Source organism: Chryseobacterium sp. II3a (assembly GCF_057815135.1).
The window spans coordinates 214,123-228,281 of record NZ_JBYPZJ010000007.1 but is presented as its reverse complement, the minus strand read 5'-3'; the positions used below and the strand labels follow the sequence as shown (position 1 = coordinate 228,281).

The 14,159-nt window shown below is 34.2% G+C and carries 13 protein-coding genes, 1 tRNA gene and 1 pseudogene; 5 read left to right on the top strand and 10 right to left on the bottom strand.

What is annotated here, in order from left to right; genetic code table 11:
- The first annotated feature begins 581 nt into the window (after positions 1-581).
- On the top strand, positions 582-3,374 hold the full coding sequence (gene uvrA, locus AC3HD6_RS17420; RefSeq protein ID WP_488897485.1) for an excinuclease ABC subunit UvrA: 2,793 nt from the start codon (positions 582-584) through the stop codon (positions 3,372-3,374).
- 56 nt (positions 3,375-3,430) lie between these two features.
- Here uvrA and AC3HD6_RS17415 read toward each other — a convergent pair whose 3' ends face one another.
- Positions 3,431-4,066: an NAD(P)-dependent oxidoreductase gene (locus AC3HD6_RS17415; protein WP_488897484.1), complete on the bottom strand. Its 636-nt coding sequence runs from the start codon at positions 4,064-4,066 to the stop codon at positions 3,431-3,433.
- A 316-nt stretch (positions 4,067-4,382) separates the two neighbouring features.
- On the opposite strand from AC3HD6_RS17415, the gene AC3HD6_RS17410 reads away from it, so the two are divergent.
- The 3 genes from AC3HD6_RS17410 (at position 4,383) to AC3HD6_RS17400 (ending at position 6,141) form a co-directional block, all read left to right on the top strand.
- The gene (locus tag AC3HD6_RS17410; RefSeq protein WP_488897483.1) at positions 4,383-4,616 is read left to right on the top strand and encodes a hypothetical protein; all 234 of its coding nucleotides are present in this window, start codon (positions 4,383-4,385) and stop codon (positions 4,614-4,616) included.
- A 172-nt stretch (positions 4,617-4,788) separates the two neighbouring features.
- Complete coding sequence (locus AC3HD6_RS17405) at positions 4,789-5,514, top strand: alpha/beta hydrolase family protein (RefSeq protein ID WP_488897482.1); 726 nt, start codon at positions 4,789-4,791, stop codon at positions 5,512-5,514.
- Positions 5,515-6,069: 555 nt separating this feature from the next.
- Positions 6,070-6,141, top strand: a tRNA-Arg gene (locus AC3HD6_RS17400).
- Positions 6,142-6,202: 61 nt separating this feature from the next.
- Here AC3HD6_RS17400 and AC3HD6_RS17395 read toward each other — a convergent pair.
- A complete protein-coding gene (locus AC3HD6_RS17395) occupies positions 6,203-6,376 on the bottom strand; it encodes a hypothetical protein (RefSeq protein WP_488897481.1) in 174 nt (57 codons plus the stop codon).
- A 178-nt stretch (positions 6,377-6,554) separates the two neighbouring features.
- On the opposite strand from AC3HD6_RS17395, the gene AC3HD6_RS17390 reads away from it, so the two are divergent.
- Positions 6,555-6,950 carry a PDDEXK nuclease domain-containing protein gene (locus AC3HD6_RS17390; protein WP_488897480.1) on the top strand — a complete coding sequence of 132 codons (396 nt, stop codon included), beginning with the start codon at positions 6,555-6,557 and terminating at the stop codon, positions 6,948-6,950.
- 360 nt (positions 6,951-7,310) lie between these two features.
- On the opposite strand, the gene AC3HD6_RS17385 is transcribed toward AC3HD6_RS17390, so the two are convergent.
- The 8 genes and pseudogenes from AC3HD6_RS17385 to AC3HD6_RS17350 all read right to left on the bottom strand — a co-directional run bounded on the left by AC3HD6_RS17385 (position 7,311) and on the right by AC3HD6_RS17350 (position 14,159).
- A complete protein-coding gene (locus AC3HD6_RS17385; RefSeq protein ID WP_488897499.1) occupies positions 7,311-8,210 on the bottom strand; it encodes a hypothetical protein in 900 nt (299 codons plus the stop codon).
- Positions 8,205-8,423: pseudogene (locus AC3HD6_RS17380) on the bottom strand (ribonucleotide reductase N-terminal alpha domain-containing protein); the annotation flags it as partial. The gene AC3HD6_RS17385 and the pseudogene AC3HD6_RS17380, both read right to left, overlap by 6 nt.
- A 41-nt stretch (positions 8,424-8,464) precedes the next feature.
- Entirely contained in the window at positions 8,465-9,832 is a 1,368-nt protein-coding gene (locus tag AC3HD6_RS17375) for an MBL fold metallo-hydrolase RNA specificity domain-containing protein (protein WP_488897498.1), read from the bottom strand.
- A 109-nt stretch (positions 9,833-9,941) separates the two neighbouring features.
- On the bottom strand, positions 9,942-10,361 hold the full coding sequence (locus AC3HD6_RS17370) for an Hsp20/alpha crystallin family protein (protein WP_488897479.1): 420 nt from the start codon (positions 10,359-10,361) through the stop codon (positions 9,942-9,944).
- Positions 10,362-10,427: 66 nt separating this feature from the next.
- Positions 10,428-10,808 (bottom strand): hypothetical protein, encoded by a 381-nt coding sequence (locus tag AC3HD6_RS17365; RefSeq protein WP_488897478.1) that lies wholly within the window; start codon positions 10,806-10,808, stop codon positions 10,428-10,430.
- 79 nt (positions 10,809-10,887) lie between these two features.
- Positions 10,888-11,940 (bottom strand): response regulator, encoded by a 1,053-nt coding sequence (locus AC3HD6_RS17360; RefSeq protein WP_488897477.1) that lies wholly within the window; start codon positions 11,938-11,940, stop codon positions 10,888-10,890.
- 24 nt (positions 11,941-11,964) lie between these two features.
- Positions 11,965-13,152 (bottom strand): PAS domain-containing sensor histidine kinase, encoded by a 1,188-nt coding sequence (locus AC3HD6_RS17355; RefSeq protein WP_488897476.1) that lies wholly within the window; start codon positions 13,150-13,152, stop codon positions 11,965-11,967.
- Positions 13,153-13,283: 131 nt separating this feature from the next.
- Positions 13,284-14,159, bottom strand: coding sequence for a universal stress protein (locus tag AC3HD6_RS17350; RefSeq protein ID WP_488897475.1), 876 nt, complete (start codon positions 14,157-14,159; stop codon positions 13,284-13,286).

The following is a 14,159-nucleotide window of genomic DNA, read 5'->3' as shown; positions in this document are numbered from 1 at the left end:
GCAAATGATACTTGTCATAAAAAAAGACGCGGCCTGAATGCTGCGTCTATGTTTTTTTGAGGGAGGTTTCTATCTTTTTCTCATTAAATGTGTAACTAGATCTCTGAATAATTTTCTCATTTCTATATTACATATTTATGAATACAATTTTAAATAATTTTAAAACATAAAACAATACCCCGATAAAAAAACATGTTAAAAGATCAGAAACTGTTTAAAATTCAATAAAAACACAGTACAAACAGAAAATAATTCCACAAAAAACATTCTAAATTACCCTTTTTTGAGTACCCTATTGTGGTATCCACTGTCCTGTTTTTATTTTTTGATATACAATTTTAGTAACAGGAGAAGCATATAATTTTCGCTAAAAATTCGTAATTTTGTGGGTCTTAATTTTACAGCGAAAATATTCTTTTTCAACTGTATTTTTGGCAGCATTTTTACAAACCGCTTCCTCAGTCAGATGAATTCAGAAATATGTTGAAAGTTCAATTAATGACATCCCGGGATATTCCGGAAAACACCATTAAACTGGCAGTTTACAACACTGTACAGTTGTTTTTATGTATAAACAAAATATGGCTGATACTACAGAAATAGATATTAAAAAACAGATTTTCGTTAAGAATGCGCATCTTAACAATCTGAAACATATAGATGTCCTGATTCCGAAAAATAAACTGATTGTTATTACCGGCGTATCAGGAAGTGGTAAATCATCTCTGGCATTTGATACAATCTATGCAGAAGGTCAGAGAAGATATGTGGAAAGTTTAAGTTCTTATGCCCGTCAGTTCTTAGGAAAATTAGAAAAACCTAAAGTTGATGATATTAAAGGACTCGCTCCCTCCATTGCCATCCAGCAGAAAGTAATTTCATCCAATCCACGTTCTACTGTAGGAACTTCTACAGAGATCTATGATTATATGAAACTTTTGTTTGCAAGGATTGGAAAAACATTTTCTCCGGTTTCGGGGGAAGAAGTGAAAAAAGATTCCGTTTCTGATGTGGTAGACTTTATTAAAGCTTCCAAAAAAGATACTTCCTTTTTATTAACAGCCCCATTGGAATATGATGCTGATAATTTTAAGGAAACGTTAAACGTTTTAAAACTGGCAGGTTTTACAAGACTTGAGATCAATGGAAATTTGGCAGGGATTGAAGATCTTGAAAGTTTCGGATTTGCTCCGGAAAAAGGAATGAAAATCAACCTGGTAATCGATCGTTTTTCCTATGAAGAAGATGAAAGTTTTTTACAGCGTTTGGCAGATTCTATTCAGATGGCATTTTATGAAGGCCGTGGTTATTGTTCTTTGAAGAATACAAATACAGAAAAGGTAAAAGAATTCTCCAATAAATTTGAACTGGATGGAATGGAATTTCTTGAACCGAACGTCCATTTCTTCAGCTTCAATAATCCATATGGAGCTTGTCCCGCTTGTGAAGGTTACGGAAAAGTAATTGGAATAGATGAAGATCTTGTGGTTCCTAATAAAACATTATCTGTCTACGAAGACGCTGTAGTCTGCTGGAGAGGAGAAACCATGAGCGAATGGAAAAAAGATTTCATTAAGAAAGCTGGTGACTTCCCTATTCATAAGCCTTATCATCAATTGACCAAGGAACAGAAAAACTTTCTTTGGAAAGGTGATGGCAAAAGCAATTTCCCATGTATCAACAATTTCTTCAAAATGCTTGAAGAAAACCTTTATAAAATCCAGTACCGTGTCATGCTCTCCCGTTACAGAGGAAAAACGCTTTGCCCAACCTGTGAAGGATTGAGACTTCGTGAAGAAACAAGCTGGGTAAAAGTAGACGGACATAATATTCAATCTATGATTGAACTTCCGTTGGATGAACTAGCACCATTAATCAACAGTTTAAAGCTATCTGATCACGATAAGGAAGTTGCCAAGAGGTTATTATACGAAATCACAACCCGCCTGGAATTTTTATTAAAGGTTGGGTTAGGATATTTAACCTTAAACAGAACCTCGAATACGCTTTCCGGGGGGGAAAGTCAAAGAATTAACCTGGCAACAAGCTTAGGAAGTTCTTTGGTAGGTTCCATTTATATTTTAGATGAACCCTCTATCGGACTTCACTCTAAAGATACGGAAAACCTAATCGAAGTATTGAAAAACCTTCGTGATTTAGGAAATACGGTTATCGTAGTAGAACATGACGAAGATGTAATGCATGCCGCCGATTATATCATTGATATTGGTCCTGAAGCAGGTTATCTTGGTGGTGAACTGGTATTTGCAGGAGATTATAAGGATCTGAAAAAAGCCAATACACTTACCTCAGAATACCTTACAGGAAGACTGGAAATAGAGGTACCGAAGAAACGCAGAAAAGCAAAAGAGTGGATTCATATTAAAGGAGCTCGTCAAAACAACCTTAAAAACATTGATGTAGATGTTCCTTTGGAAAGTCTTACCGTTATTTCAGGGGTTTCCGGAAGTGGAAAATCTACGTTGATGAAGGAAATCCTTACTAACGACATTCAGATTCAGCTGGGAATGGGTGGAAAAAAAGGAGACTATGATTCTGTAGAATTCCCGAAAAAGCTTATCAAAAATATTGAACTGATCGATCAGAATCCTATCGGAAAGTCTTCCCGTTCCAACCCTGTAACTTATCTGAAAGCTTACGATGACATCCGTGATCTTTTTGCTAAGCAGAAAGTGGCAAAAATGATGGGCTACAAACCAAAACATTTCTCTTTCAACGTAGATGGCGGAAGATGTGATGAATGCAAAGGTGAAGGGGTAATCAATGTTTCGATGCAGTTTATGGCTGATATTGAACTTGAATGTGAGGTTTGTAAAGGAACCCGATTTAAAAGTGAAATTCTTGAAGTAAAATTTGATGAGAAAAGCATTTCCGATATTCTTCACATGACAGTAGATGAAGCATTGGAATTCTTTAAAGATAATAATGAAGAAAAAATTGTAACCAAGCTGAGACCTTTACAGGAAGTAGGATTAGGTTATTTACAGCTGGGACAAAGTTCTTCTACCCTTTCCGGAGGTGAAGCACAGCGTGTAAAACTGGCTTCATTCCTGGTAAAAGGAGTTACTACAGACAAAACCTTATTTATTTTCGATGAACCTTCTACCGGACTTCATTTCCACGATATTCAAAAGCTGTTGAAATCATTGCAGGCCCTGATTGATCTTGGGCATTCGGTGATCGTTATTGAACATCAGCCGGATATTATCAAATGTGCTGATTATATCATTGATATTGGCCCGGAAGCAGGAAAACATGGTGGTGAAGTAGTTTTCGCCGGAACTCCTGAAGATCTTACGAAAAATAAAAAGTCATATACAGCGAAATACATCAAGGAAAAACTTGAAAAATAAATAGAAACAGAGAGCCATTGAGCTCTCTGTTTTATTATTACTCCAATATGTTTAAATTAAATATTATAGAGGAATGGGCTTTTCCTAATGTAATTAGAATCTTTAATCTGCGAAACCAAAAACTCTGCAAGATCTGCAGCACTGATATTTTCACCTTTACAATCAATCAGACTCGTTTCAGTGGTAAAACTTTCGTCTGTTAAATTAATAAGTGGTAATCGTACCAAAGTCCAGTCCAGACTGCTTTCTAACAGCAGCTGATATTCTTTCTGTTTATCCAAAGTGGTTTCAGGATAATTCTGATACATCCATTCTGTAGCCATTTTTACACGGTCATTTTTTTGATCCGCCGAAGTATTCACGCTTAATCCAGTCGTTACAATATATCTTTTGATTCCATAATAATTCATCGTTCGGATGATATTTTCTGCAGCATCACTGAAGATAGACTTCTCTCCTTTTGGCTGCCCTAATGTACTTATCACCACATCACAGCCTTTAATTAATGAATGTACAGCTTCTTCATCCCTTACATCTCCTTTTACTATTTCAATCAAGGGATCCTGCATTTTGAAATCTTCAGGATTTCTCCATAAAAGTTTGATTGGATATCCTTTTTCAAGAAGGTTTTGTACCAGATATTTTCCGGATTTTCCTGTTCCGCCGATAACGGCAATTGTATTTGTTTTCATAATGATCTTATTTAAAATATGATGGTTATTATTCAAACCATTTTAATCATGGAGAGTTTGTTCTTCTATAATTAGATTGGATTTAAATAATAGAGTATTTGATTCAGAACCTCTGAACCTGTTATCTTTCAAGCTTTAGAATTATGCTTGATATCGGGGCAATATTTAAAATAAGATTTTAATGAAATAAAGATACTCAATTTTAAGTCATGCATTATAAAAATTAACTTACCTCTTAGCTAATGATTAATTTAATTACTTGTACGAGTATTATATTTTACATAATTTAGATTTAACAAACTAAAAATCAATCACTATGAAAAATTTAAAGAAATTAAAAAGACATCATCTTGTATTCATAAACGGTGGAGATCTACCTTATGCAGACTGTGATATAGAAGGAAAGTGCCCTGCTGTTTCAGGTTCTTATTATTGCAGCGGAGGAATTTGTTACAGATCTTCCGGCGGAGGTAATCCTGATGATAACTGCCACGAACCTAAGCGCGACTGTATGCCATGGGAAGCAGGCTGTGGATGTGTATATTCATAAAAAAATAGTTGTAAGATAAAATACAGAGCAGTTCCTACTGCTCTTTTATGTTTTTATAATTTATAACAAATCCATTCTTTTATATCAGGAAAAATTCAGATTTTTGTGCCGAACCCATTACACCATGAAATTCGAAAAAGTAATATACCCTCTGCCTTGCATTCTCTTTCTGATGAGTTGTTCAGTAAAGAAAAATATACATTCAGAAAATGGATTTGAAACAAAGCGGGATACACTGACTTTGTTTGACCAGAATAGAAACCGTAAAATTCCTGTTGCTTATTATATTCCTAAAACCAATAAGAGGATACCGAATCAACAGGTAATTATTTTTAATCATGGATATGGTTTCAATAAAGGTGGTGATTATTTTGTGTATTCTTATTTAACAGAAAAGCTTGCTTCCAAAGGATATTTTACTGTAAGTATTCAGCATGAGCAGACTACAGATGCTCCCCTGCCCTTAGAAGGAAATCTTCAAATCGTAAGAAGACCTTTCTGGCAAAATGGTTCCGACAATATATTATATGTATTGAATGAGCTTAAAAAAACAAATCCGGATCTGGATTACAAACACCTCACCTTAATCGGACATTCTAATGGTGGTGACATGGTGGCTTTATTTGGAAATCAGCATCCTAATATGGTCTATAAAATTATTGCAATGGATAACCGAAGAATGTTCCTTCCTAGAACAAGTATTCCCAAAATTTATTCATTACGTTCCAATGATTATCCTGCTGATGAAGGAGTCTTACCTACAGAAGAAGAGCAGAAAAAATACCACATGACCATTCAATCCACTTCCATTAACCATAGCCATATGGACAATAAAGGCAGTGATGAAGAGAAAAAAATATTGAATGACTTTGTACTGAAATACCTTAATGAACAATGAAATTGAATATTTTTTGTTCCTCCTCAATGATAATTTATAGGCCTGAGTCAGACTTATCCACAACAAAATGTGGATAACTTGTGAATTTTAACATTAAATTCATATTTCGTATTAAAAATATCACTACATTTACTATGTAATAAACATCGAAGTGGAAACTTTATTTGCTTTTCTTACTACTCCTGAAATTGCAATTAAATTTGAAATAAAAATTTAAGCACAGCATTGTCGGCTGTGCTTTTTTATTGTTGTCTAATTAAAAAAATGAGATGTATTATCTACTGAATCTGCCCCTAAAGGGCAGATTCTTTTTATTCTAAAGGATTAAACTGCCTACAACAGAATTTTACGTATTAAAAATAGGCACAAAAAATCCCCAGATCTCTCCGAGGATAAAAGCTAATCTTATCAACTCAATTTAATATTGAATGATAAGATAAAGATAATGATATTTATCTAAAATTATAGGAAGTATTTACTTTCTGTAATCCTTAGTTAAATAAAACAGATCGATTCAAAAATATATAAAAGAATAATTTGTATTTTTATTCCCCTGGCCTTATAGTTCAATGGATAGAACAAAAGTTTCCTAAACTTTAGATCCAAGTTCGATTCTTGGTGGGGCTTCGAAAAGTATTTACAAGGTTTGTAATCAACTTAATAGTAAAAACAAGATTTATTAAAGAAGTTAATGAACTAGTATTATTTTAAAATTGAATTTTTCACTAGTTACAAGACCGGCAATTAAATATAAAAATACTAAAATCTTTTTCGCTTCCTCCACAGTAACGTACACACCATCAGTTTTAAGAAGCTCAATTGTTTCTTCAGTTGTCATTGTACTTGTTTGTAATTTTTCCATATTCTCACTTTTGTTTTGGAACATAAAATTGAATACATAATCTAGAGAAGATGTTGTTATGAAAGTAAAAGCAACTGTTGATCCTTACATATTTGAATTTTTAGAATTACCAAATGATTCAGCACAGACAGAAATTCAAATAGAATTAGCACTCATCACTCACCTTCAATAATTCCTGATGGAGCCAGGGAAAGGTTTTGCATTTGTTGCAAGGCAGCAGCACATTGTTACTGATGCCTCTAACTTCTTTATAGATCTTGTCTTTTATAATTACTATCTTAAGTGTTTCGCACTTGTCGATTTAAAAATACATAAGTTAACCCACAAAACTATAGAACAGATGGATATGTATGTAAGGATGTATAATGATCTTAAAAAAGGTGATGATGACAATCCAACTATTGTCATCATTCTATGTACAGAAAAAGATGAAACAGTGGTAAAATATTCTGTTATGTCTGAAAATGAAAAATTGTTCGCAAGTAAATACAGAACATACCTCCCCGATGAGAAAGAATTAAAGCACCTTATCGAAGCAGATCGATTAAAACTTGAACTGGATAATCTCAGCTAAATAAAACAAGTATATAACAAAGCTAAGCCTTTCAGATTATATTGGAAAATCAGTACAATTTGATTGTGCTGAAAAAACTACATAGCTAATCACTTATACTTAGTGATTGTAAATCATGTCCAAATAACTCCCACCTTAGATCTTATATTGCAATACCTTAGTTTTATAATAAGACTTTATATTCATTGATCCAACTGGATTTTTATTGAGAATTCTAAGATTTCCAAAAATAACCGGTAAAAAGGCAACTAAGGTATTGTTTCCAGCCATCGCTTATGCAGCCAAAAGACTACGGCATAAACGGCTTCCTCCCTGAAGGTACCCTCCAATTATTCCGTTTCCTTTTGGCTTTTTTCATTGTCAACACTTCATATCTGCTTTCTTTTTTCCGGTTTTTCTTTTGAAAAACATTAAACAAAACCTAAAAGGTTTGCAGGGAAAGGAAGGATAAAAGATAAGAACACTTCGGGAATGTAAAGTAGTGATCTCAATTTCGGGAAGTGGATAATGATTGAGTGTAATGACATTATCCAGAAAACGGATTCCAACATGAATAATCCGGGATAACTCATGCCAGTCTATTTCATATTTCCCATTTTTAAATATTGTTATTCTTGAAAGATTAACCGAACCTAGATTACAGCTCTCATTATCAAATAAGGGAACTTCTCCGCAAGGATTAGTTGCCTGTATTCTACCGAGATCAGGTGTTGTATTGGAATCGTTAATGACGTCGATAAAAATCAATCCAGGATCAACCGTTTTCCAAGCTTCTTGTACCATTAATTCCCAGAGTGATTTTGCAGAGATGATTTGGGGTATCTTTTGGGTATATGGATTAATGAGCTGCCAATCCGAATCATCTTCTACTGCTTTCATAAAAGCATTACTGATCCCTACCGAAAGGTTAAAATTTTCTATAGATTTCTTATCCGATTTTGACATGATGAATTCTTCGATATCCGGATGGTCAACATTTAAAATTCCCTTATTGGCTCCTCTTCTTTTACCGCCCTGTTTTACATATTCAGTGGCAGCATCGTAAATTTTCATAAAAGAAACCGGACCGGAAGATTGCCCTTTGCTAGAGCTTATCAAATCTCCTTTGGGACGGACAGCTGAAAAATTAAACCCGGTATCTCCTCCACTTTGATGAATTAATGCCGCATTTTTAAGGGTTGTAAAAATACTTTCTAAACTATCTTCAACAGGTAATACAAAACAAGCGCTTAATTGTGCATGATCACAACCCGCATTGATAAGTGTTGGTGAATTAGGTAGAAATTTTAATTCACTCATTACTTTATAGAAAGCTTTGCTCCATTTGGCACTATCTTTTTTTTCGCAGCCTCAAATATATTCTGCAACTCGTTTGAAAAGCACATCTGGAGTTTCTGTTACCATACCTCCGTCATTTTTCATCAGATATCGGTCTTCCAGAATTTGTATGGCGTTTTTGGTAAGAACTTCCATAGAGTAAATTTTAGATTGATTAACTGATTATCATCCCTAAGTTAGCAGACTACTTCCATATCTTTTATCAGAATTTTAACAGGTATTTTCAAATCTGTCTGAATTTTAACCCGTAATGCCTCCAATGCGGAAGGTTCACCATGTACCAGCATGATTTGTAGGGGCGGAATATTATATTTTCTTATCCATTCTATCAGTTCAGATTGATCAGCATGGGCTGATAACCCCGTTAATTCTATTATTTTTGCTTTTACCGGATAGTATTTTCCGTGAATTTTTAACTCATGAGATTCATTAAGCAATGCTCTTCCGCGAGTACCTTCTGCCTGAAATCCAACAATCAATACGGTATTCCGGCTATTTCCTATATCATGCTTTAAATATTCAAGCACACGTCCTCCTGTAAGCATACCGCTTCCTGCAATAATTATTTTACTTTGCTTATCCTGAATGATTTCCGCAGTATTTGCATATTCTCTATTAATATTGACATGCTCAATAATTTCCTGCCATTTTTCTTTATCTATAGTAGTATATTCAGCATATTCAACCATAATATCAGTAGCTGAAGCTGCCATAGGGCTATCCATTATTATTGGAAGGTTATGGGGTATTCTATTTTGTTCCTTGAGGCGATAAAGTATATAAATAAGCTCCTGCGCTCTGCCAACAGCAAAACTTGGAATAATTACATTGCCATGGTTATTAACAGTATGATTGATCCAATGCGTCAAACTATCATACAAATCGGTACTATCATGAAGCCTGTCTCCGTAAGTTGATTCCATCACCAAAAAATCAGCTTTAGTAAAAAAATCAGGTGGAGCGAGAATAGTACTGTGGCTACGCCCAATATCTCCTGAAAAAATAATGGTTTTATCAAAGCATACAATTTCTACTGAACAAGCTCCAATGATATGACCACAGGGCTTAAATCTGCATTGTATGTGATCACTTAATGGTATGCTGGTATTTTCCTTCACAGTAAAAAATTGTTTAAAAGATTTTTCAGCATCATTTATCGTATATAAGGGTTTTGCAGGATTATGCTTGGTATAGTGATGATAGTTTGCTTTTTCTGCATCCTCTTCCTGTAATTTTGCACTGTCAAGCAAGATTAATTTGGTCAGTTCCCTCGTAGGTTCAGTCATATAAATTTTACCTTTAAATCCATTTTTTACAAGAAGGGGAATATATCCGCAATGATCCAGATGAGCATGGGTAAGAATAACAAGATCGATTTCTGCTAAATCGATGCTTAAAGCTTCCCAGTTTTGTTCACGAAGTGATTTTATCCCTTGAAATAATCCGCAATCGATTAGTATGGTCAGCTCCGAGGTTTTTAGTAAATGCTTAGATCCGGTAACGGTCCCCGCTCCTCCAAGGGATTTTATAATCATAGTATTCATCTCTTTATTTTTATTAAATCTGTTGCTCATCTAAAAATAATTTTGTTCAAACGATAAAGGAGTAAATTTTCAAATGAATAACAGGCTTTATGAATTAATAGTGAAAAAATCAACGTATTTTAATCTCTTTTACTTCTCTTTTATCCAGATTGGTTTTACTGATCGTAATATTTAACAGTCCGTTTTTATAATTGGCTTTTATATGTCCCAAGGTGATGTTTTCCGGGAGACGGAAACTGCGGGAAAATGAGGAAGCAGAAAACTCTTTTCTTACAAAATTTTCCTTTTCTTCTTTTTTCTCTAATCTCTTTTCAGCGCTGATAATTAGCGATCCGTCTTCCACTGCTACCTTAAAATCTTTTTTCTTAAAGCCCGGAGCTGATACTCTGACTTTATAGACACCATTTCTGTCAATGATATTAATGGTAGGTTCCATTTTCATTGATTCATCTAAAAATCCGTCTTTATTCCAAAACTCTTCTATTACATGAGCCATTGGAGATTGAGTGGTTTTTTCTAAAGTTTTCATAATAAAATTATTTTAGTTTAATACTCCAAAGGTATTATGGGAAAAGCATTCCGACCATGATTTCAGTTAGGGTTTCAAATGATCCTGATCACTATTTTCCCAATTATCTAAAGTTTCAATAATTAAGGAAGCGGCCACTTTCGGATCTGAGCATTTAATAATTTTGTATTGTATTCCGGAATTTTTAATAATGGGTAAATCAATAAAAAACTCTTCCTTCGATTTTAAAATGAGGTATGGAATTCCCAATGAAATAAGTTTCAGGATAAAACTATGTGAAAGTTGATTTTCCTGATTGATGATAATGACAGCATCTTTTGCCTCTGCAAAATGAACTGTATTTTCATCCAAAGGATCTGTGATGATGGTAATCTTGTGAGTCTTACGATTAGCCAACGCAAGAAGTTCTTTTTCTTCCTGATTTATATTATAAACTATCACTTTCATAATGTCTTTTGAATAATCAAATGTATTGAACCCATTAGAACTATTCAATGTATAAAATCATTATAAAAAGTGACAGATATTAGTTTTTCAATTTTTGAAGACGTGAAACGTCCAGTATCGTAATCCTGCCAGCATTTCTGTCTATTAAATTTTCTTCTTTAAAATCACTGAGAATTCTGCTTACCGTCTCAATAGCCATTCCAGCCATAGAAGCAAGATTTTCTCTTGAAATTTCAAAATTTTCAGTTTGAGGATGTTTTGTATAAAGTTTAAGTAAGACTTCTGCCATTCTTTTTCTTACTGAAAAATAGGCAAGCTGCAATAGCTGCTCCTCATGACTGATAACATTTCCGGCAAGAATTTTAATAAATTTTTCTGCTACATCAGGATATTTGTAAAACAATTGGTCGATAACCTCTCTGGGAACTGAACATAGAGTGGCTTCTTCCAGAACTTCTGCAGTTTCCTTGTATTCCTTTCCAGCAAATAATGAGGTAATGCCAAAATAATCTTCGGCTCCATATACTCCGGTCATAAATTCCTTTCCATCTTCTGTCATTTTTGTTGTTTTTACAGAACCCGATATCATTAAATATACTGTACTTGCTGCATCTCCTTCATAATATATCACCTGCTTTTTTTTAAAAGACTTAATTTTTCTTTCACTAAAAGCTTTTTGTAATTCTTCAAGTCCATGTGATGCCTGAAATAAATTGGTGATTTGAGTAAGATTGGAACTGTAAATATTTCTCTGTCGTTCCCTTTTTTTCAGACGGCTTTCTATAGCATTCAGAAGTTCTATATCATCATAAGGTTTTGTAAGGTAATCATCTGCCCCCATTTCTATCCCTTTCCTTATTTCCATCCTGTCTGCTTTTGCTGTTATAAAAATAAAAGGAATAAGCGCAGTATCTTCTCTTTTATTCAGAAGATGCAGTACACCATAGCCGTCAAGCTCTGGCATCATGATATCACACAGTATGACATCCGGAATATGTTTTATGGCCAGATCTATGCCCTGTTTACCATTAGAAGCTTGATATACTTGATAATTGGCAAGTTCAAGGATCTCAGAAGTACTTTCACGAATGTCCTCATTATCCTCTATAATCAGTATCTGTATTTTTTCCATCTCAACTCAATTGGAATATTATTATCAATTTTTAGGAAATGATAAAGTAAACTCAGTTCCTTTACCGAATGTGCTTTTGAAATGTATCTTTCCATCCATAAGTCTGACATAGCGGTCTACAATATTAAGACCTAAGCCGGTTCCGGGTATATTTCCTGTATTATGAGCGCGAAAAAATGGCTGAAAAAGAGCAGAATGATCATCTTCAGGTATTCCTATTCCATTGTCTTTTACCGAAAATACATATTGATTTTCTTTTATTTCTGTGGAAAACTCAATCAGGGTATGTTCTCCGGAATATTTTATAGCATTACTCATCAGGTTCATCAGACAATTCTTCAATAAATTTTGATCTAAATTAATTTCACTTTCTGATCCTGTGTGCTGGTAAATTATAATTTGATCTTCTTTGGTGATAAGCTGCATTTCTTCCGTTAGTTCTTCTGAAAACCTAATGACATCAAATAAGCAGTGATTAGGATGCACAATCCCTGCTTCCAGCTTTTCCAATGAAAGAAAATCATTGAGAATACCATTCAAACTCCCAATGGCGGTCTTTATTTTATGAAGGTGCTTTACAATCTGGAGACTGTCCGAAATCTGAAGGTATTTCTCTATCAAAATAACAGACAGCTGCATAGAGCTTAAAGGCGTACGAAATTCATGAGATGCCATTGATACGAAACGGCTTTTCATACGGTTCAGTTCTTTTTCTTTTTCCAAAGATACATTAGCTTCTTCTTTTGCTTCTTCCAGCTCATGAAGCATTTTTTTTAGCGATTTTGTACGGTTTTCGACTAGTTCTTCCAGCTCTAATGTATACTTTTTAAGAAATTCTTCCGCTTCTTTTTCTTTGGAAAGATCATGGATAAATCCTGTGTAAATAATTCTTTCCTGAAACTGAACTTCACTCACTGCAAGCCTGAATGGAAATTGTGTACCATCTTTTCTTAAACCTTTTACTTCTCTTCCTTTTCCAATGATTTTTTTTTCGCCGGTAGTCTGATAATTGAGTAGATAACCATCATGCCGGCTCCTGTCTGGTTCCGGCATTAAGACTGAGATATTTTTCCCGATTAATTCTTGTTCTTTGTAGCCAAATATTTTTAATGCAGAAGGATTCAGGCTTTCTATTCTCCCCCTGTCATCAATGGTTATAATACCGTCAATCGCCGTTTCAATAATGGCTTGCAACAGTTTGGCACTTTCCATAGTTATCGTATTATGCAGCCATATAAAGTTATACATTTTAGCATAATGAACATATATGATCTATGAAAATGTTTTCGTATTCAATATTATTTCTATTATAAACAATTATATATAATAATTAATTCAAATATTCAAAAATGAACATGACCATTTTCAGGAATCGTTAATAGTGGAATTTCCAATTCTACAGCCTGTCTTGCGGCATGACTTCCCAAAAATAGTCTTTTGAAAAAACTTTTGTCATGATGCCCCATCACTAACATATCGATGTCTTTGTATTTTAATATTTCCAAGCCGTAATCTATATTTTCACTATATATACAGTTATAACAAATTTTACCATTCAGGTTCTTTAGAAACATCTCTTTTTTATGTTCATAATCAACATCTTGGATCACATCATTATTGCTCTGAATAATATGGGTAATTAAAAGTTCAGCATCAAAGTATTTGGCAAATTCAATTAATAATTGGGCTGTTTTTATGTCTTTTTTATTCAGATCTGTGGCAAAAGCGATCTTCTTAAGCCCATTATATTTATGGTTTAAGGGAACTAAAAGAAGCGGATACTTTGTGTTTTCAATCATCTGTATGCTGTTGCTTCCGAAAATAAAACGGGTAAGCATTCCTGCTCCCTGCATACCCATTACAATAAGAAGCGGCTTTTTATCGGCTGCCATATTGTTAATCACATGAACTGCATCGCCTCCCTCACTTCCATAATGTATTGAAGGATGAAATGGGAAAGCTTCATCTCCCCATACAACTTTTTCTCTGTCTTCCAGTGCCTTTGCCAACTTTTTAAGCTCTTTTGTATTTTCTTCATATAAATCTGGATATTCGTATACAGACCACGCGATCTGCCCAAGCATTGGACTTTCAATCGGTAACCCAAAGGCATGGCATAAATCGATGTTGGCCTTCAGGGCATTGGCTAAATGCAGAGCATAAAAGGCAGCATTTCGCGCTGGCTTTGAGTAGTCTGTAGCGACTAAAATCGTTCTCAT